The following is a 19,015-nucleotide window of genomic DNA, read 5'->3' on the forward strand; positions in this document are numbered from 1 at the left end:
GGGGGCTGGCGTCGGGTTAGGTGCGGTTGGGGTGTGGGTTCACAGGCGTTTTTTGACGGCTTCGCCAATGGTTGGATGGCCTCGCAGGGGACGCAGTTCGGTTGAGCGCAGCCGGTTGCGCTGGCGGCCGGCGGTTTGCGCGTCCACGACCACGCATGAGTCCGAGTCACTGCGCACGCGATGCGTAGGCGGCAATCGTCGGGCGTGGTGGGTGCCTTGAGGCCTCTGGCGGGCCTCCTCGACGAGGGAGCGACCCGCGCGTCCGACGGTTTGGCGGCGGTCCGCGACTGTTCGGCTTTCTATCCGCTGTTGCCTGCGTCGCGTTTTTCGGTGGCGGTGCTGCTTGTGGTCGCCGGGTTCTGGGTCCCTCGCCGCGTCATCGCCGTAAACGGAACCAGCCCGCTGACGCGGCGAGGGACCCAGAACCAACACCCCGCATGGTCCTTCGGACCCACGAACCACGTGGTCGGCCAGCGCTGGCCCGTCACCAACCGGCGGTGCTCCACCGAACTGCCTCGCAGTCTGCGGCGCGTTGACCGAGCAACCGCCGGAGGCGTCATGTCGTCTTTATATACGATGCCTTATCTGAGGCCTCTGCAATACGACGGTGCCATCCTTCGGCGAATCGCACATATCAGTACATGGAGCTATCGCATGTCCTTGAAATCCCTGATCTCCCTCGGCGTCGCCGCAGCCTGCGTCCTGGCCGTCGCGCCGGGCGCCGATGCTGCGGCGTCGCCGGTACCGTCGGCCAGCGCCACGACCGTTGTCGCGACGACGCCTTCGGATGGTGTCGGCGGGCTGCCTGCGTCCAGTCTGGATGGGCGGGTTGCGTACGTGCCGGGGTCTGCCGCGAAGACTTCGGCGCTGGCCGCGCATCAGGCTGGTGGCGCTACCGGGTACGACATCTCGTGGCCTGAGTGTGGGGGGCCGATGCCGCCGGTGTCGTCCATTGCCATCGTGGGTGCGGATGGTGGGCACCCGTTCAGTCAGAACCCGTGCCTGCAGCAGGAGGCGGCGTGGGCGGCGGGCGCGAGCTACCATGCGCAGTACATGGTGCTCGACTCGCCGATCGGGTTCACGTCGCCGCACGTGTTGCAGTACGCCTACCACGGGCCGGCCGGCGACTGCACCGCCACCGAGTTCTACTGCCAGTCGTTCAACTGGGGCTACAACGCCGCGTACTCCGCGGTGCGGAACGGCACCGCTGGGGGCGCGACCAGCAACAAGTGGTGGCTGGACATCGAGCTGCCGCAGGCGTCGAGCATCAACCCGCCCGGCGCGCAGTGCTACACGCCGAACTTCTGGGTCTGCGACCAGAGCCTGAACTCCACCGTCGTCCTGGCCGCCGAGATCGCGCTTCGGCAGCAGGGCAAGGACGTGGGCGTCTACTCCACGCAGAAGCAGTGGGGCGCCATCACCGGCGGCCTGCCGCTGGGCGGACCGATCTGGATCGCGGGCTACGACCACCCGGCGCCGACGTACTGTGACGTCACCAACGCGAGCAAGTACTGGTTCGCCGCAGGTGCGCCTGAGTTCGTGCAGAGCCTGCCGGCGACGTTCGACCCGGACACCGCCTGCTGAGAGCGGCAATCACGGCCAAGAGTGGCGACCGCGACACCGCTGCGGTCGCCACTCTTGGCCACTGGCCGCCGAAGCGGCTCGGCGGTCAGCTGCCGACGAGCATCTGCCAGGTCTGCGGTCCGACCTGGCCGTCCACGCCCAAGCCGTGCGCGGACTGGAACGCCCGGGCCGCGCTGGTGGTGCCGGAGCCGAAGCTGCCATCGACAGTAAGGCCGTAGCCGAACTTGTTCAGCTCCACCTGAGCAGCCCGGACGTCGTCGCCGCTGGAACCCTGCTGGACCTGCACGACGAGCGCCGACCACGTCTTCGGGCCTATCTGGCCGTCGACCCCGAGACCGTGTGCGGACTGGAAGCTCTTGGCCGCGGCCAGCGTGCCCGGCCCGAACTGGCCGTCGGCGCTGATCGAAGCACCGTGGTAGCGCAGCAGGTACTGCGCGGCCTGCACATTGCTCCCGGTGTCGCCGTCGATGACGTTCGGCCACGGCGGCGCGACGGTGCCGCCGCCGGAGGCGCCGCTCCCGGTGCCGACGAGCATCTGCCAGGTCTGCGGTCCGACCTGGCCGTCTACGCCCAAGCCGTGCGCCGACTGGAAAGCGCGGGCGGCGCTGTCGGTGCCGGAGCCGAAGCTGCCGTCGACACCGAGGCCGTAGCCGAACCGGTTCAGCTCGACCTGCGCGGCCCGGACGTCGTCGCCGCTGGACCCCTCCTGGACCTGGACGACCAGCGCGGACCAGGTCAGCGGGCCGATCTGACCGTCCACGCCGAGGCCGTGCGCGGACTGGAAGCTCTGGGTCGCGGCGAGCGTCGAGGGCCCGAACTGGCCGTCGGCGGTGATCGAGGCGCCGTGGTAGCGCAGCAGGTACTGCGCCGCCTGCACGCTGGGCCCGCTCATGCCGTCGGTGATGTTCGGCCAGGACGGCAGGACGACGCCGCCGCCCCCGCCACCGCCCTTGCCGCCCCACTGCCCGAAGTCGGCGGCCATCGCCTGGTCGAGGTCCGCGCCCTTGCCGGCGACCGTGATGTCGTTCTGGACCTGCCGCAGCTGCGCGCGGCTGTCCCAGTTCCCGCCGGACCACGCGTAGGTCTGCCAGCCCCAGGCGATCTTCCCGTTGTTGAAGAGCTCCTGGATGACGTGGTAACCGGCGTAGGCACCGGTCCGGGACCGGCCGATCACCGAGGCGACGCCGTCGAAGTAGGAGTTCAGCGCGGAGTACATCGAGGGCTGGAGGTCGAAGTCGATGCTGAAGTAGATCGGCCGCGTCGCCGGCATCCCGTCGGCCAGCGCCTGCCGCTGCGCTTCGGTGGCGTGCCCGGCGCCCTGGGAGAAGGGGTCGGAGGGGACGCTGTTCTGCCAGGACTGAAGCCCGTCGGACTCCCAGTTGGAGACGATGCCCAGACCCGCGGCGGTCAGGGCCTGCGCCTCGGACAGGGTGAGCACCTTCGAGTTCGGCAGCCAGCTGAGGTAGCGGCACACGAAGCCGTAGCCCGCGGCGGCGACCGAGCCGGCGGTGAGCGAGGCGTCGGAGTAGTCGATCCCGTACACGGTCCCCGCGGCGGCCGCCGACGCCGACTGTGCCAACCCGATGCCGGCCACGGAAGCGACCGCGGCGCCGCCGGCGAGAGTCAGCAGCCTGCGTCGGGACAATCGAGGGCTGTCATCAAACTGGTTCATGACACGGTCCAATCCTTGACGTGTGGTTGCGATGCGCAACACGGGAGCCGCAGGACGACGCGGGCCGGCCCATCGTCGGCGAACCCCGGCCCGGTATCCAGACCAGGCCGGGATGGGGAGCCGTTCCCACCACGTGACAACACCGCTACCTGCGGTTTGGGGCATCGGATCGTGCAACTGTCGACTGAGCAGTCGAACGCAGGGTGTTGAGCTGGACGTGCGCGATCACCGGGCCCCGCTCAACGAAGGCGGAGTCCGGCGTCGCAGTGTCCTGTTTATCCTGAGAGATCAGCGGCCGCTCAGTGAACCGACCACACCTGGTTGGCCTGGGTTCCGCCGCCGCCGTAGCAGTCCCAGATCTGGAGCAGCGTGCCGTCGCCGGTGCCCTGGCCCGCCGCGTCCAGGCACTTGCCGGAGTTGGGGTTCGTGATGGTGCCGTTGGCGTTGACCTGCCACTGCTGGGCCGCGGTGCCGTTGCACGACCACAGCCTCACCTGCGTCCCGTCGGCCGTCCCGGCGGCGGCCACGTCCAGACACTTGCCGGACTGCGGGTTGACGAACCGGCCACCGGTGTTCGACCACAGCTGGTTCCACGCGCCGCCGCAGTCCCACAGCTGCACCGGGGTGCCGTCGGCGGTGCCGAGGTTCTGGATGTCCAGGCACCGGCCGCTGCCCTGGCCGACGACCTCGCCGCCGCCGGAGCCACCGCCACCGCCACCCCCGCCGGAGCCGTTGGCGGTGAAGGAGAAGGAGTTCACGCCGAGCCCGGGGCCGCCCTGCCAGGGTTCGAAGCCGAACTGGACGCTGGTCAGGTACCAGGCGCTGCTCATGTAGCCGCGGCTGAGCGAGTCGTTCGTGAAGTCCTTGATGTTCACGGTGATCGCGTTGGTCGGGTTCTCCCGGACGTAGGACACGTCGTTCCAGCCGATCCCGCCGTTGTTCATCCGGGACTCCCACACGTCCCACGTCGCGCCCTCGATCGTCGCGGTGCCGATCTGCGAACCCGCGGGGCGGGGTGCGCCGGAGTGGTTCGCCCAGATCATCAGCTCCTCGCCGTCGTTCTGGCCGGAGGGGTTGGGCTGGGTGTCGAACCAGATGTCATAGGAGGCGTCCCACTGGCCGGCGGCCGTGGCGAAGTTGACGCTGGACTGCGGGTTGCCGAACGCCGAGACCTGCAAGGGCAGACCGCTGCCGGTCGAGCAGTTGCCGTAGTGGCAGCCCGCGTAGATCGACGGGTACGCCGCTGGCGCGCCGCCGGTGCTGACGTTGTGGTTCCCCGTGGTGACGGAGAACCCGTCGTTCGTCACGTCCAGGCACTGCTGGATCGTGTCGCCCCATTCGTTGTTCTGCACGATGTACTGGCCGCCGGAGACCGCGGTGCTGTCGAACTTGCCGCAGATCGTGGTGTCCGCGTGGGCGGTGGACGCGGTGAACGTCCCCGCGGCCGCCACCGCGAGCGCGAGCAGCCAGCCACGCCATCTGCGAGCGGTCGAGGATTGCCGGAACTGAGCCATGGACGAGACCTTCCGTTACGTCGCCAGAGGTGCATTTGCCAGCGCTTCCGGCATCAGCCGAGCGATCAACCTGGGGCTGGAATCCCCAGTCGATGTCACAGTGGCCACCGAATTGGAAGCGCTTCCGGTGAAGAGTAGCGACCGGATGCATGACAGGGAAGGGGCTTTGCAAGGATTCTGTTACCCGGCAGCAACAGGAACGGTCGGGTGTCCACGTGAAATGATGGGAGCGCTTCCAACGCCGTGGGAGCCAGAGCCGCTCGACCGCCCGAAAGGCAGACGCGCCATGCCCGAGGCCCCACGCCGTCAACCCACGCTCGACGAGGTCGCCGAGCGGGCCGGCGTCTCGCGCACCGCCGCCTCCCGGGTCCTGAACAACGCCCCGCACGTCAGCAAGGCCAAGCGCGACGCGGTCCAGAAGGCCATCAGGGAACTGGGATACGTCCCCAACGCGACAGCCCGGGCCCTGGCCACCAGACGGGCCAGCGCGGTGGTCCTGGCGATCACCGACGACGACTCCGCGCTGGGCCAGGACACCCCCTTCTACAGCCAGGCCATCGCCGGGGTCACCACGGTCCTGGAGGAGACCGGCCTGGAGCTCATGCTGGTCCTGGTCAACTCCCCCCGCAGCCGCTCCAAACTCCAGGACGTGCTGCAGACCCACAGCGCCGCCGGCGTCATGCTGATGGGCCGGCACGGCGACGACCCGCTCGCCGCGCTCGCCGAACAGGCCGACATGCCGGTCGTCTTCGGCGGCCGCCCCCTGAACGTCGAACCCCACTTCTACGTCGACTCCGACAACCGCGGCGGCGCCCGCGCGGCCACCGAACACCTCATCGCCCGCGGACGCAGCCGCATCGCCGCCATCACCGGCCCGCTCGACAGCGACGCCGGGCTGGCCCGCCACCGCGGCTACCTGGACGCGATGGCGGTCGCGGGCCTGGACGCCGACCGGGTCGCGCACGGCGACTACACAGAGGCCAGCGGCACCCAGGCCATGCAGGCCCTGCTGAACCAGTACCCGGACCTGGACGCGGTCGTGGCAGGCAACGACACCATGGCCATCAGCGCCCTGCGAGCACTGACGACCGCCGGCCGACGGGTCCCCGAGGACGTCGCCGTCACCGGATTCGACGACTACCTCGCCGCCCGACACACCGCCCCGCCGCTGACCACGGTGCACCAGTCGATCCAGGCCTGGGGCCGCGAAATGGCCCGGATGCTGCTCGCGGTGATCGACGGGGAGCAGCCCAGCCCGCTGATCCTGCCGACCCGGCTGATCGTGCGCGACTCCAGCTGACGCCAAGCGCTATGCCCTTCAGGACTCGCACTGATTGACGCGTCTACCTCGCAACCTGTAGGACTTGGTGGCCGTTCGACGTCACCGCCGGTCTGTCGGCGTGTTCCATAGGGGGAGCCGTGCCGACACGCCGTTCTCGAATAACCGCACTGGGCATCACCGCAGCTGTCGTCACAGCGGGCTTGGCCCAGCCGCAGCTGGCCAAGGCCGACGACACCACGGTGTCGGTCGACAACGCCCGCACCGGATGGGACAAGAACGAGCCGGGCCTGAGCCCGGCAGACGTCTCCGATCCCACATTCGGCCAGATCTTCTCGACCACGGTCGACGGCCAGGTCTTCGCCCAGCCTCTGGTGGCCGGCGGCATGCTCATCGTGACCACCGACAACAACAAGGTCTACGGCCTGGACCCGCAGTCCGGCACGATCCTGTGGACCCGGTCCGATCTGGGCCCGGCCTGGCCGGCGTCGTCGATCGACCCGCCGAACGGCTGCGGCGACCTGGGACCCACGATCGGTATCACCGCCGCCCCGGTTTACGACCCGGCCGGCAACACGGTCTACTTCACGTCGAAGACCTACGCCAACGGCGACCCGACGCAGGCGATCTGGCTGATGCACGCGATCGACCCGGGCACCGGCACCGAGCGGTCGGGGTGGCCGACCAAGATCCAGGGCTCGCCGAGCAACGACCCGGCGACACCGTTCGACGCGTTCCACGAGATGCAGCGCCCCGGACTGCTGCTCATGGGCGGTGTGGTCTACGCCGCGTTCGGCGCGCACTGCGACTTCACGCCGTGGCACGGCTACGTCGTCGGCGTCGACGCCACGACCGGGCACCAGACGGCGATGTGGACCTCGGAGACCAACGACGCCGGCAGCGGCGCCGGCATCTGGCAGTCCGGCGGCGGCCTGGTCTCCGACGGCGACGGCCGCATCCTGCTGGCCACCGGCAACGGCATCAGCCCGAAGGCCGGTCCGGGCACCAGCCCCGGCGGACACCTCGCCGAATCGGTGGTCCGGCTCCAGGTGGGCTCGGACCGGTCGCTGTCGGCGGTGGACTTCTTCAGCCCGTCCAACAACGCGACGCTGGACCTCAACGACACCGACCTGGGGTCCGGCGGTCCGGCCGCGCTTCCGGACAACTTCGGCACCGCGAAGGTGCCGCACCTGCTCTTCCAGGAGGGTAAGGACGGCCGGATCTTCCTGCTCAACCGCGACAACCTCGGCGGCATGGGACAGGGCCCCAAGGGGACGGACGCCGCCGTGCAGACCATCGGCCCGCTCCCCGGCGGCCTGTGGGGGCACCCGGCGGTGTGGGGCGGCGACGGCGGCTACGTCTACCAGGTCGGCAACCAGCAGCCGCTGATCGCGCTGCAGGCCGGGGCGACCGCGGACGGCACGCCCACCCTGACCCAGGCCGGGACCAGCGCCGACTCCTTCGGATTCACCAGCGGATCGCCGATCGTCACCTCGACCGGCACCAACTCCGGCAGCGCCGTGGTGTGGGTGGTCGACGCCCCGAGCGGGACCTGGGGCGACGGCGTGACCGGGGTGAACGCGACCCTGAATGCGTACTCTGCCGTCCCCGACGCGCACGGCACGCTCGACAAGCTGTTCTCGGCGCCGATCGGCCGCGCGGCCAAGTACTCGGTCGTGGCGACCGACTCCAACCGGGTCTACGTCGGCACCCGCGAGACCGACCTCGTGGGGAAGGTCATCGGCTTCGGCAAGCCGGCGAAGACGCCGCTGACCACGGCCCCGGTGACGTTCGGATCGGTCGAGGTGGGTCCGAATTCGAGCGCGCAGAAGCAGGTGACGCTGACCGCGACGCAGAATGGGGTGAAGGTCACCGGTGCCACGGTGAACGCCTCTCCCTTCACCGTCGACACCTCGCCGCTGGCCTCGCCGGTGACGCTGAACACCGGCGACCAGCTGACCCTGAACGTCACCTTCACTCCGACCGCCCCCGGCGCCGCGAACGGGATCATGACCGTCGCGACCAGTGCCGGAAACGTCGGCGTGTCCTTGAACGGCACCGGCCTGACCAACGGCCTCGGGGCCGCGCCGAGCCCGGTGAAGTTCCAGGACGACCAGCCGACCGGGACGCAGGAGACGATGGCGGTCCGGATCTGGAACACCGGGTCCGTGGACGAGACGATTCAGAGCGTCACGCTGCCCAGCGCCCCGTTCACCGTCCAGGGGCTGTCACAAAACACAGTCATCGGCGTCGGCAAGTCGGTCTCGGCGACGATCACCTTCGCCCCGACCGCGGCCGGCCCGGCCAGTGACCGGCTGACCGTCGTGTCGACCAGCGGCACCCTGAATGTCCCGCTCACCGGCGGTGCCGTGTCGGGGTTCGGGCACCTGCAGATGACCCCCTCCACCCTGGACTTCGGCAACGTCCCGGTCGGCTCCTCGGCGACCGTGGGCTTCGACGCGACGAACACTGGAACGGCTCCGCTGACCATCTCGAAGGCGAAGGCGCCGCTCGGGGTGTTCAGCACCACTCTGCAGATCTCGGAAGGCCAGGTCCTCGGGCCGGGACAGAGCATCCACGTGAACATGAAGTTCACGCCGACCGCGGCCGGCCTGCAGCAGGCCAAGTACGAGATCACCCCGGCCGACGGCCAGGGCGCGCTGTACGTCCCGATGAGCGGCAACGGGGTCGCCCCCAGCAGCCCGGCCTCCACCGGCAATCCCACGGTCACCCGCCCGTCCGGCGGCGACCGGTTCGGCACCGGCGTCGCGGTGTCGCAGTCGCACTGGGCCAACGCCGGCGGCGACGCCACCGGCCGTCCGACCGCGCACGTCGTCGTGCTCGCCCGCGGCGACCAGTTCGCCGACGCGCTGGCCGGCGTGCCGCTGGCCGCCAAGGCCGGGGGCCCGCTGCTGCTCACCGACCCGGCCTCGCTGACGCCCGCGACCCTGGCGGAGATCCGCCGGGTCCTCGGCACCGGCGGCGGACAGATCGACGTCCTCGGCGGCACCCAGGCGATCGCCCCCGGCATCGTCAGCCAACTGACTCACCTCGGCTACAGCGTGAACCGCTTCGCCGGCGCCGACCGCGACCACACCGCCCTGGACATCGCGCAGCGCGGCCTCGGCAGCCCGCAGCACGTGGTCCTCGCGACCGGCCAGGACTACGCCGACGCCCTCGCCGCCGGCCCGTTCGCCACCGGCCCCGCCGCGACCGCTGCCGGACCGGCCGCGGTGATGCTGACCGACGGCAAGACCCTGGCACCGGACGTGCGGGCCTTCATCGCGAGCCGGATCGCCCAGTCATCCGCCGGCGCGCCCGCGGCGTGGGCGATCGGCGGCCAGGCCGTGACGGCGACGGCAGGCCTGCCCGGCTACGTCCGGCCGCTGGCCGGCGCCACCCGCTACGACACCGACATCAAGGTGGTCCAGGCCGCCATGGCCGCCGGCGACGTCCACCAGATCGGCGTCGCCACCGGCACCGGATTCCCCGACGCCCTGACCGGCGGCGCGCTGACCGCAGCCACCGGCGGCGAGCTGGTGCTGGTGCCTTCCACACTGCCCCCGGAGACGGCGAACCTGCTCAGCGCACTCCGGCCGCAGCTGGCGTCGGTGGATCTGTTCGGTGGGACCGCCGTCATCAGCCCGGCTCTGGCCGGCCAGGTGACCTCGGCGGTGAACGGAAGGGCTCAGTAGCCTGATCCACTGATCACCGCGGTCGGCTGCCCGTGTCTCAGGGCAGGGTGACAACGACCTTCGCCGCCGAGACGCCGCCGCGCTGGAGGTCCATGGCGGCCTGGATGTCGTCCAGGCTTTTGCCGACGACCATCGGCTTCGGGGCGGCCAGATAGCTGCCGTCGGCCAGGGCCGCGGGCAGGAAGTCGCGGTAGATCGCGGTGCCGACCTCGTTGGTCTTGAGCGTCGTGCCGAAGATGTACTTCAGCCCGACTCCGCGCGTGCGCGCCGCGAACTGCAGCGCGATGTTGGCGCCGATGAGGCGCGAGAGCAGGCGCGGAAAGGCCAACCGGCCGCGGTCGGGGTCGCCCAGGTGCTCGAAGGACACCGGAGCGGTGGCCAAGGCCACGAACTTCTTGCCGCGGCACTTGCGCACGATGCGGACGCAGGACGCGGCGGAGGTGGCGCCGAAGGCGATCGCGCCGGCCAGGGTGCGGCTTTGGAAGGCCTCGATGATGTCCGGCACCACGGTCGGGCTGTTGTAGTCGAAGACCAGGCTCGCACCCAGGGCTCGGACGTAGTCGAAGTTGCGTGGCGAGGCGGTGGTGACGACCTCGTAGCCGGCGGCGACCGCGAGCTGGACGGCGTTGCCGCCGACGCTGGTGGATCCGCCCCACACCAGGACGGTCTGGCCGGTCGGCTCAGGGTTCGCCGACGGATGCCGCAGGCCCAGGTGGCCGGTCTGGAAAAGGCCGCTGGCGGCGGTGGACACGGCCAGCGGGAGCACGACGGCGTCCTCGAACGCCATCGCCTCCGGCACCGGGCAGGCCAGCTTCTCCGGGACGGCGGTGTAGTGCTGGAAAGCCCCTTCGGCGGCGCTGTTGCTGTCCTTGTCGGTCCCCACAGCGTGGCCGATCACCCGGTCGCCGACGCGGAACCGGGTGACGTCCGTCCCCACCTCGACGACCTCGCCGGCGACGTCCGCGCCGAGCACTGTCGGGTAGCGGAGCCAGCCGTAGGTCAGGCTGCCCTCGACCTGGATGATCCAGTCCAGGGGGTTGATCGCGAGCGCCCGGTTGCGGACGACGAGCTGGTCGGCGCCGGGACGGGGGTAGGGCGCCGGCCGCACTTCCAGGCGGGCGTGCTTGGCCGGGATCCAGGCGGCGGTGTTCGCGGGGACGTCGGCCGGGGTGTCGGTGGGGGTGTCCGCGGGGGTGTTTGCGGGAGTGTTTGCGGGAGTGGTCATGGAGGGGCTCCTGCCGGGCCGGTGATTGCACTTGGTGTAGTGACTTCACTGTGACAGGTGATTGCACCAAGTGCAAACAGTGACTTCACCGCGTGCAGCCACCCCGGGAGACCCGCCGGTACAGTGATGGCCATGGCACGGTGGGAACCGAACGCGCAGCAGCGGCTCCAGCAGGCGGCCGGCGCGCTGTTCGCCGAACGCGGCTACGCCGACGTCACCGTCGCCGACATCGCCGAGCGCGCCGGCCTGACCAAGCGCACATTCTTCAACCACTTCCCCGACAAGCGCGAGGTCCTGTTCGCGGACGCCGCCGCCTTCGAAGCGCACGTCCTGAAGCACCTGGCCGCGGCCGACCCGGCCCTGGCGCCCCTGGACGCCGCCGTCGAGGCCCTGGCCGGCGCTGGCCTGAGCGACCTGGCGAAGTACGGCGAGTACGCCGCCACCCGGCGCGAGCTGATCGCGTCCTCGACCGACCTCCAGGAACGCGACCTGATCAAGACGGCGGCGCTCACGGCGGCCATCGCAGCCGGACTTCTGGAGCGCGAAGCACCGCCACGGACGGCGACCTTCGCCAGCAAGGCGGCAGTCGCCGTCTTCATCGCCGCCTGTGACGACTGGATCGACGCCCCCACGGCGAATCTCGCCACCCTGATATACCAGGAGTTGGCCGAACTGCGGCGCGCGATCTGTGGAGATTAGGTTCACGGCCGTGAGCTGTGCGACCTCCACCGCTGCGGGAACACGGTGCCGGCTCAGCCCCCGATGAGCAGCGACGCCGCACGCTCGGCGACGGCAAGCACCGTGGCGTTCGTGTTGGCGGCGACGATCGAGGGCATGACCGACGCGTCGACGACGCGCAGGTTTCCGATCCCGCGAACCCTCAGCTCAGAGTCGGTGACGGCATCCCGGCCGGTGCCCATGGCGCAGGTGCCGACGGGGTGGAAGAGCGTGCTGGTCGTCAGCCGCAGATACGTCCGGAGTTCGTCGTCGCCGACCATCGCCGCGCCCGGGGCCGCTTCGCCGGTCCGCCACGGAGCCAGCGCGTCCGCGCCACCCAGCTCCCGGGCCCGGCGCAGCGCGGTCACCATCAGATCCAGATCGCGGTCGTCTGCATAGCATCCGAGATCGATGACGGGAGCCACCTCGATGGACGGCTCGACGAGTCTGACGCTACCTCGGCTGTACGGCCGCTGTAGCGAGAACAGCACCGTGTACCCATCGGCCCGCTCGGGCCGCCAGGCCGAACTCCCCCACGGTTCGCTCGCCGCGCCCGGCGCCCGGTGCGGCAGCGGGAAGTGCAGGAACACGAACTGGAGGTTCGGATCCGATGCGGGGTCGCTGCGCAGGAGCACGTGCGGCATGTCCGGTGCCACGCCGAAGTCGATGGGCCCCTCCGCGTCGAAGGTCACGTGGGCGAACGGGTGGTCCTGGAGGTTTTCGCCGACGCCCGGCAGATCGTGCGCCACCTCGATGCCCAGAGCGCGCAAGTGCTCGGCTGGGCCGATCCCCGAGACCATGAGCAGCTGCGGCGATCCGATCGCACCCGCCGCGAGCACGACCTCCCGAGAGGCGTGCGCGCTGAACTTCTGTCCGTGGACGGAGTACTCCACGCCGATACACCGGCGTCCGTCGAGGAGCAGGCGCTGCGCGACCGCGTCGGTGACGACGGTGAGGTTCGGCCGGTGCTGTGCCGGGCCGAGGTAGGCATCGGCAGCACTCTGCCGCGCGCCGCCGACGAGGTTGAGTTCGGTGCGGGCGACGCCTTCGGCGTGTTCGCCGTTGCCGTCCGCGCTGCGCGGTACGCCGGCCTGCGCGGCCGCCTCGTAGCAGGCGTCGTAGAAGGATCCGGGCTCCGCCGCCGGACCCGGCGCCACGATCATGGGCCCGTCGGTGCCGCGCCAGGCGGGGTCGATCCCCGGGGCGGTCTCGCTGCGCTTGAGGAAGGGCAGCAGCGTGTCGAAGTTCCAGCCGGTCGCCCCGGCCTGCTCCCACGCGTCGTAGCTGGACCGGTGGGCACGCACGTGGGCCATCGAGTTGATCGCGCTACTCCCGCCCAACACGCGTCCGCGCGGAACCGGGATCACGACGTCGTCGAGCCCGGCCTGGGGCGCACTGCGGAACGCCCAGTCGGCCGACGAGTCCCACATCCCGACGTAGTCCAGGCTGTCGCCCGGGACCTTCTCGCCGCCGGCTTCGAGGAGCAGCACCCGGGTGGCAGGGTCCTGCGACAGCCGGGATGCCAGCACGCATCCGGCGGTTCCGGCGCCGACCACCACGAAGTCGTAGTCACCTGCGTAGTCGCTCATCGCTGATCGCTCTTCTCTGATGCGGACTGGTCTGCTGTGAACTGGCTGCGCCGACGGAAGGACTCCGCATAGGCGAGAGACCGGAACGCGAGGACGGGATCGTCAGACAGCTCGATGCCGTCGGTCAGGCGCGAGGGGTCGAAGCTCTGCGCGGACCAGTGCTCCTGGTCCTCGACCGGAGCCGTCAGCTCCAACCGCCCCACCGCGAGCTCCCTGCGCTCAGCAGGCCAGGCGACGGTCGGGTCGTAGGTGGGGTCGCCGGCTTCGCCGAGCTGGACGTAGAGCGTGAAGACGACCGGCTCTCGTTCGAGCCGTTCGTGCAGCTCCGCGGTCAGATAGTCATCGGCCTTCGTCGCCGCCTCCTCGGCGGTCAGGTTCGTCCGTCCGGCCGCAGGCTGCCAGCGGTAGCGCACCGGCTGCCGCGCGCCGTCGGCGTCGACCCAGAGAAAGGCGTGGATGGCCCAGTAGGCGGCGCTGCCGTAGCTGGCCGGCACCGGCGGCTGCTGGGTGATCGGCCCGGCGAGGTGCGGATGCTTTGCGACGTACTCCTGCACTCTGGCCGGGTCCGGATGTCCGCTGGTCGGATCGGGCGCCAGCGCCTCGGTCAGCCCGAGGAACTCGGCCGGCGTGGCTGCCACGAACAGCGGCACGGTGATCGCCAGCAGATCGGTGGCACTGCCGTCGGGGAGGTGGAAGCGCGTGGCCATGCCGCGGGTCACCGGGGCCGCGTCGGGGACGTGCGGATTCCCCTCCGAGTTGGAGAACCGCACGGTGACGGGGACCGGCTCCTGCTGGAGATGGGCCGCGGTGGTCAGCTCGGCCGCTGCGCCCGTCGGGGTGAACGTGCCGGTGAAGCACGCTCCCCGCGCACTGGACCGCCGCCGGTCCGGATACGCCGCCCCGGCCATCCGTTCCATGCTGTCGACCACCTGCGATGCGGTCGGATCGACGGGGCACCGCGCCGTCGGAGTGTTCGAAGAATTCGGTTCCACGGACCCACGATCGGCGGCGGCGCTTTCCTGCCGCTTTCCGGACGCTGTCCCGGACGTTGCACAATCGCGGTATGCGATTTCGACTGCTCGGCCGTCTTGACCTGGACGGTGACGGCGGAGCGGTGCCCCTGTCCGGCGCGGTGCCCCGCGCGATCGTCGCCAGGCTGCTCCTGGCGCGCGGCGACGTGGTGCGGCGTGAGCTGCTGATGGACGACATCTGGGAGGACCGCAGGACCAAAGACCCGGTCAACGCGCTCCAAGTCCAGATCGCCAAGCTGCGCACCGCCTTCGCGGCGCACGGCGAGCACGACCGGTTGCTGTTCCGGCACGGCGGCTACCAACTCGTCCTCGGCCCGCGCGACGAACTCGACGTGGCGCTCTTCGAAGCCGCCGCCCGAGAAGGCCGGGAGCGGTTGGCCGCCGGCGACTACCGACAGGCTGAGCGGGTGTTGCGGCAGGGCCTGGCGAGATGGCGCGGCCCGGCGTTGCAGGACGTGGCCGGTCCCGTCTTCGAGGCCGAGCGGTCCCGCCTCGACGACCTCCGCCGGACCGCGATCGAGGACGCCGCCTCCGCGGCCCTGGAACTCGGCCGGGCCCAGGATACGGTCGCCGAGCTGCGGACCCTGGTTGCCGAGGCGCCACTGCGCGAGCGGTCGCGCGTGCGGCTCATGCTCGCGCTATCCCGTGGAGGGATGCCCGCCGAGGCGCTGAACGTCTACGAGGAAGGCCGCCGACTGCTGCGCTCCGAGCTCGGCGCCGATCCGTCGCCGGAGATGCGCGACCTGCATGCGGCGATTCTCCGCCACGACAAGACCGTCTCTGCGCTGCGGCCTGCCAGCGCCCGGGTGTCCCGGCCTGCTGCCGCCCCGACCCCGAGGCCCGCCGACGGGAACCTGGTCCGGCCGGTGGGCACGTTCGTCGGGCGCGGCGCCGATCTCGACGCCCTCGGTGCGCTGATCGACCGGGAGCGGCTGGTGACCGTCCTGGGGCCGGGAGGCGTCGGGAAGACCCGGCTGGCGATCGAGGAGTGCACGCTGCTCCGTCCGACGTTCGACGCCGTGTGGTGGGTCGATCTGGCTGCGACGGACGACGCCGGTGTGTCCGCCGCGATCGCGGCCGCCCTCGGCCTCTCCGACACCGCGATGCGCCCTGGTGAGCAACCCGACGACTACGTCCACCGGCTCGCCGCGTTCCTGGCCGGGCACAAGGCGCTTCTTGTACTCGACAACTGCGAACATCTGCTGGACGGCGTCTCCCACGTCGTCGCGGCGCTCCTGAGCCAGTGCCCGGCGCTGACGGTCCTGACCACCAGCCGGTCGCCGCTCCAGACCGCCGGCGAAGCGCTGTATCCGCTCGCCCCGATGTCCGACGTGGACGCCGCCGACCTCTTCGTCTCGCGGGCGATGCTGGCCGATCCGTCGTTCGTCGCCGATGAGGAGCTGCTGGCTGGCATCCGGTCCCTGTGCCGCCGCCTGGACGGTCTGCCTCTGGCCGTCGAACTGGCCGCCGCGCACGTCCGGTTGCTGTCCGTCCGGGAGATCGAAGAACGTCTCGACGACCGTTTCGCCCTGCTCGCCAAAGGCAAGCGGACCGCACCGGACCGGCACCGCACGCTGCGCGCCGTGCTCGACTGGAGCTACACGCGGCTGGACGAGTCCGAACAACAGCTGTTCCTCCAGCTCGCGCTGAACGTCGGTGGCTGTTCGTTGAAGGCGGCGGAGACGATCGCCATGTCGCCGGCGATGGACGCGGCGCTGGTACTGGCGACTGTGGAGAGTCTCGTCGACAAGTCACTCCTGGTGCCCGTCAGCACGCCCTTCGGGAGCCGGGTACGGATGCTGGAGACAGTGCGCGAATACGCGCTCGCGCGCCTGACCGAATCAGGCTCCGCGCCGCAGGCCGAACAGCGCTTCATGGCTTGGGCCGCCGGCTTCGCTCGCGAGGCGGCGGACGGAATCGCCTCCGGCGACCAGCGGTGGTGGGCCGGAAAGGTCACCGAGGAGACTGCGAACATCAAGGCGGCCTCCGACCTCATGGTGCTCAGGTCGCAGGCTTCGAACTCGCTCCTGCTCGAAGCGCGGCTCGGGTACTACTGGTTCGTCAGCGGCCGCGAGGCGGAAGGCATCGAACCTCTGCGGCGCAGCCTTCACGCCTACGACGTTTCGGCGGAAGCGCTGGTTCAGGCGGAGGGGCAGGCGGCGCCGCGAAGCGAAGAAGAGGAATGGGCGCTGTTCTACGCCGTCGCCTGGCTGGTGTGGCTGAGCCACGAATCCGGTCGGCACGTCGAGGCCGCCGAATACATCCGCAGGCACGAGGAGGTATGGCAGGGCTCGAACAGCGACCTTCTCAAGGTCCTGGGACGCTGCTACGTCCCCCTCTACGCGATGCTGACCGGGCAGGACGACCTGGACCGGGAGTTCGCGGCGGCCGACGCGGCGCTGGCGGGCACCGACCTGAACTGGGAACGCGTCGTCCTGCACACCAAATGGTCGACGTACTGCCTGCGCCAGGGCGACGGCGAGGCCGCACGCCGGCACGCCGCCGAAGCCGTGGCCGCCTCGCAGGCCGCCGACGACGGCTTCGCCCGCGCCTGGTCGCTCACCCTCGGCGGCGACGCGGACGAGACCCGCGGCCGGCGGGCCGACGCGCGCCGACTCTGGACCGAGGCCGCGGCGGTGTTCGGCGCCATCGGCGCCCGCACCCGCTGGGCGTACGCCGCGCTCCGCATCGCCTTCCTGGACGTCGCCGAGGGCGATCACGCCGCAGCCGAGCGGCACCTGACGGACATCCGGCGAGTAGCCGCCGAGCTGAGCGCCGACGACCTGCACGCGGCGGTGACGAACCTGCGCGCGCTGTCGGCGCTTCAAGAGAACCGGCGGAACGACGCCGAGGCCGGATTCCGCAGCGTGTGGGAATCCGGCACGTCGACGCCGGCCCGGAAAGCCGTCGCAGGCTTGGGGCTCGCCGTGACGACAGCGACCGGAAAGCCGGGCAGCCCCACTGGGGCGCAGGGATATGTCGAGCAAGTACGTGGGCTGCGACCGTGGTTGCTTGATCCGCTGACCAGGCGCGCCGTCGACACGTTGCTGGACAACGTCTCCGCGCTGATTGCCGCGCCGGATTCCAGCGGTATGGGCGGTTTCGCGTGGGCTGGAGAACCACTCCTTGACGAGTCGTCAGTTCGTGCGGCCTTCTGCTGACCATGGAGTGAAATTGGCTTCTGCGGTACTGCGGAAGTCCAGTAATCTGTCCAGATCTGTACACCTACCCCACGCGCGGCAGCAGCACGTGGGACCGTCGGGAGCGCACAACCAGATGGCTGCGAACGAGGCACCGGATCCCTCGCAGGCTCGTAACCTGGAGGAGTTCATCGCGGTCCTCGGAGAGCTGCGGCAATGGGCCGGCGGCCCGTCCTACCGGGTGTTGGCCAAGCGCGTCGGCCCGCTGATGCGGCCGCCGCAGCTCGTCGCGCACACCACCGTCACCGGTGTCTTCCAGCCCCAGCGCCGCCGTCTGGACATCGATCTCGTGACGACGATCGTCCGGGCACTCGGCGTGGCCGAGCCGGAGGTGGCGCGCTGGCGGCAGGCCTGCATCCAGGTGCATGTCAACGCCAAGACCGGCGGCCCGGCCGAACCGCTCCGGCAGCTGCCCCCGGACCTCGCCACCCTCACCGGGCGCGACGCCGAACTCAAACAACTCCTTGACATCGCGGCCGCCACCGGCGACAAGGCGCGGACGGTGGTGGTCTCCGCGATCGACGGCATGGCCGGGATCGGCAAGACCGCCCTGGCCGTGCACGCCGCCCACCTCGCGGCCGAGAACTTCCCCGACGGGCAGCTGTTCGTCGAACTGCACGCGCACACCGCCGGCACCGACCCCCGCGACCCGAACGAGGCCCTGGGCCGGCTGCTGCAGGCCCTCGGGCTGGACCCTCAGGCCATCCCGCCGGAACTGGACGAGAGGGCGAAAGCCTTCCGGAACCGCCTGGCCGGTACCCGCACCCTGATCGTGCTGGACGACGCCGCGAGCGAGCAGCAAGTCCGCCCTCTGATTCCGGCGACTCCCGGCTGCCTGGTCCTGGTCACCAGCCGCAACCGCCTCAAGGCCCTGGACGACGCCCACCCGCTGCCGCTGGACGTCCTGGACCCCGCCGACGCGATCGCCCTGCTGCGCCGGCACGCCGGGCGCGGCCGGATCGCCGCCGACGACCCGGCCGCCGCGCGCATCGCCGAGCTGTGCGGACACCTGCCGCTGGCGTTGCGCATCACCGCCACCAACCTGGCCCACCGGCCCGCCTGGACCACCGACCACCTGGAGACGCGGCTGCGCACGGGCCTGGCCGACCTGGCCGCCTTCGACGACGGCGACCGCCGGGTGCGCGCCGCCTTCGACCTGTCCTACAACAACCTCACCCCCGACCAGCAGGCCATGTTCCGCCACCTGGGACTGGTCCCCGGCCAGGACAGCGACCTCTACGCGGCGGCCGCGCTCCTGGACACCGGCCTGTTCGAAGCCGACACCCTGCTGCAGGACCTCACGGACCGCAGCCTGCTCGCCGAGACCGCCCCCGGCCGCTACCGCCTGCACGACCTGCTGCGCGAATACGCCCGCGCCCTCGCCGCGACCCATGAGTTCACCGAGCAGCGCACGACGGCACTGGACCGCCTCCTGCACTACTACGCCCACACCGCACAGACCGCTTCCAACGCCATCGCCCGATTGCCCCGCCCCGCGCCCGACAGCCC

11 protein-coding genes are annotated in these 19,015 nt (G+C 70.8%); 6 read left to right on the plus strand and 5 right to left on the minus strand.

The window, feature by feature from the left end:
* Nucleotides 1-654 precede the first annotated feature (654 nt).
* Entirely contained in the window at nucleotides 655-1,584 is a 930-nt protein-coding gene (locus GWK61_RS40175; protein ID WP_194916968.1) for a glycoside hydrolase family 25 domain-containing protein, read from the plus strand.
* A gap of 85 nt (nucleotides 1,585-1,669) precedes the next feature.
* Here the strand turns inward: GWK61_RS40175 and GWK61_RS40180 are convergent, their stop codons facing one another.
* Both GWK61_RS40180 and GWK61_RS40185 read right to left on the minus strand, forming a co-directional pair.
* A complete protein-coding gene (locus GWK61_RS40180) occupies nucleotides 1,670-3,256 on the minus strand; it encodes a peptidoglycan-binding protein (RefSeq protein ID WP_194916969.1) in 1,587 nt (528 codons plus the stop codon).
* 299 nt (nucleotides 3,257-3,555) lie between these two features.
* A complete protein-coding gene (locus GWK61_RS40185) occupies nucleotides 3,556-4,770 on the minus strand; it encodes an RICIN domain-containing protein (RefSeq protein WP_194916970.1) in 1,215 nt (404 codons plus the stop codon).
* A 286-nt stretch (nucleotides 4,771-5,056) separates the two neighbouring features.
* On the opposite strand from GWK61_RS40185, the gene GWK61_RS40190 reads away from it, so the two are divergent.
* Nucleotides 5,057-6,070 carry a LacI family DNA-binding transcriptional regulator gene (locus tag GWK61_RS40190; protein WP_194916971.1) on the plus strand — a complete coding sequence of 338 codons (1,014 nt, stop codon included), beginning with the start codon at nucleotides 5,057-5,059 and terminating at the stop codon, nucleotides 6,068-6,070.
* 182 nt (nucleotides 6,071-6,252) lie between these two features.
* Nucleotides 6,253-9,744 (plus strand): cell wall-binding repeat-containing protein, encoded by a 3,492-nt coding sequence (locus GWK61_RS40195; protein WP_194916972.1) that lies wholly within the window; start codon nucleotides 6,253-6,255, stop codon nucleotides 9,742-9,744.
* Between the two features lie 37 nt (nucleotides 9,745-9,781).
* Here GWK61_RS40195 and GWK61_RS40200 read toward each other — a convergent pair whose 3' ends face one another.
* Nucleotides 9,782-10,969, minus strand: a complete 1,188-nt coding sequence (locus tag GWK61_RS40200) for a zinc-binding alcohol dehydrogenase family protein (protein ID WP_194916973.1) — start codon at nucleotides 10,967-10,969, stop codon at nucleotides 9,782-9,784.
* Between the two features lie 132 nt (nucleotides 10,970-11,101).
* Here GWK61_RS40200 and GWK61_RS40205 point away from each other — a divergent pair, with 132 nt between their 5' ends.
* Nucleotides 11,102-11,668: a TetR/AcrR family transcriptional regulator gene (locus tag GWK61_RS40205; RefSeq protein WP_194916974.1), complete on the plus strand. Its 567-nt coding sequence runs from the start codon at nucleotides 11,102-11,104 to the stop codon at nucleotides 11,666-11,668.
* 53 nt (nucleotides 11,669-11,721) lie between these two features.
* On the opposite strand, the gene GWK61_RS40210 is transcribed toward GWK61_RS40205, so the two are convergent.
* Both GWK61_RS40210 and GWK61_RS40215 read right to left on the minus strand, forming a co-directional pair.
* The gene (locus tag GWK61_RS40210; RefSeq protein WP_194916975.1) at nucleotides 11,722-13,275 is read right to left on the minus strand and encodes a GMC family oxidoreductase; all 1,554 of its coding nucleotides are present in this window, start codon (nucleotides 13,273-13,275) and stop codon (nucleotides 11,722-11,724) included.
* The gene (locus GWK61_RS40215; protein ID WP_194916976.1) at nucleotides 13,272-14,267 is read right to left on the minus strand and encodes a catalase family peroxidase; all 996 of its coding nucleotides are present in this window, start codon (nucleotides 14,265-14,267) and stop codon (nucleotides 13,272-13,274) included. Before GWK61_RS40215 ends, GWK61_RS40210 begins: the two co-directional genes overlap by 4 nt.
* 71 nt (nucleotides 14,268-14,338) lie before the next feature.
* Between GWK61_RS40215 and GWK61_RS40220 the strand changes: the two genes are divergently transcribed.
* A complete protein-coding gene (locus tag GWK61_RS40220) occupies nucleotides 14,339-17,467 on the plus strand; it encodes an AfsR/SARP family transcriptional regulator (protein ID WP_194916977.1) in 3,129 nt (1,042 codons plus the stop codon).
* Between the two features lie 115 nt (nucleotides 17,468-17,582).
* A partial coding sequence (locus GWK61_RS40225) for an NB-ARC domain-containing protein (protein WP_267254490.1) occupies nucleotides 17,583-19,015 on the plus strand: 1,433 nt, incomplete at its 3' end.

The sequence above is a fragment of the Catenulispora rubra genome (assembly GCF_015356825.1).
Lineage (GTDB): Bacteria > Actinomycetota > Actinomycetes > Streptomycetales > Catenulisporaceae > Catenulispora > Catenulispora rubra.